Source organism: Paenarthrobacter sp. Z7-10, from assembly GCF_026932795.1.
Lineage (GTDB): Bacteria > Actinomycetota > Actinomycetes > Actinomycetales > Micrococcaceae > Arthrobacter_M.
In genome coordinates this window covers 1-1,509 of record NZ_JADPVH010000123.1, presented here as the reverse complement: position 1 = coordinate 1,509, position 1,509 = coordinate 1, and the positions used below count along the sequence as shown (strand labels likewise).

1 protein-coding gene is annotated in these 1,509 nt (G+C 65.4%); it reads left to right on the top strand.

Going from position 1 to position 1,509, the window contains the following annotated elements; translation table 11 throughout:
• Nucleotides 1-156: 156 nt before the first annotated feature.
• A complete protein-coding gene (locus IV498_RS18695; RefSeq protein WP_269048576.1) occupies nucleotides 157-1,428 on the top strand; it encodes a DUF222 domain-containing protein in 1,272 nt (423 codons plus the stop codon).
• The last annotated feature ends 81 nt before the right edge of the window (nucleotides 1,429-1,509 follow it).

Sequence of the window (1,509 nt, the reverse complement as noted above, 5' to 3'; positions counted from 1 at the left end):
GTCGCTTGCATGTGTTGGTTGTTGAGTGCTGTGCGCGGCTCTGCGCTGCTGTGAGCGGCTGTGGCTGACGGTGGCTTTGACTGTGGATAACGGCGGCTGTGGATGACGGTGGATGTGGAGCGGGAAAATGTCAGTGCCCCGGCATAGCGTTGTGGTATGAAAGCAAACGGGACACCGGACGGGCTGGCTGACCGGATTCAGCCAGCCACCGCAGCTCCCGCTGCCGGAATCCCGGCCAGGCCGGCGGACCCGACACCAGCCCGGAACCCTGCTACCGGAATCCCTGCCGGTAAGGGCTGTTATGTCCTCACCGAATGGATCACGGCACTGGCCGGACTCGATCAGCACATCAGCGACAGCGAACTGATCGACCGGCTCCGCGCCCTGGAAGACCTCAAATCCGCCGCGGCAGCCGCGCAGGCCCGCGACACCGTGGCCCTGGACATCTCCCAACGCCACGCCCAAACCACCGCCGGACTACCCACGGCAGAACTCGGCAAAGGCATCGGCACCCAAATCGCCCTCGCCCGACGCGAATCCCCCAACAAAGGCGGACGACTCCTGGGCCTGGCCAAAGCCCTCACCGAAATGCCCCACACCGCCACCGCCCTGGCCACCGGAACCCTCAACGAATGGCGCGCCACCCTCCTCGTACGCGAAACAGCCTGCCTCAGCACCAACGACCGCACCGCCGTCGACGCCGAACTCGCCCCCGACACCGGCACCCTCAACGGCGCCGGAGACCGCAAAATCATCACCGAAGCCCGCCGCGCCGCCTACCGCATCGACCCACACTCCGTCGTCAACCGCGCCCGCAAAGCCACCACCGACCGACACGTCAGCTGCCGCCCCGCCCCCGACACCATGACCTACCTCACCGCGCTGCTGCCCGTCGCCGCCGGCGTCGCCGTGTACACCGCCCTCAGCCGCGAAGCCGACACCCTCCACGCCACCGGAGACCCACGCGGACGCGGACAAATCATGGCCGACACCCTCATCGAACGCGTCACCGGCACCACAACCGGCTACACCAGCATCGAAATCCAACTCATCATCACCGACCGAACCCTCCTCCAAGGCGAAAGCGAACCCGCACACCTACCCGGCTACGGCATCATCCCCGCCCAACACGCCCGCGACCTCCTCCACACCACCCCCAGCACCAGCACCACCCCCGGCAGTGCCGGCAACGGCAGCGTCGGCAACGGCAGCGTCGGCAGCAGCAGCACTGGCAGTGCCGGCGGCGGCAGTGATGACGATGATCCGGCACTGCAGCTATGGCTGCGCCGGCTCTACACCACCCCGGGAACCGGAGAACTGGTCGCCATGGACTCCCGCTCCCGATTCCTCCCACCAGGACTCTGGAGTGTTCCCGTTTTTGTGGACTCGGGATTATGCCGCGAGTTCGTGAATAGATTTATAGCCTAACTCAATTTCGGCTGGCGTCAAATAGCCGAGCGTTGAATGGCGGCGACGTGTGTTGTAATAGCCTTCAATCCAAAGAAACGT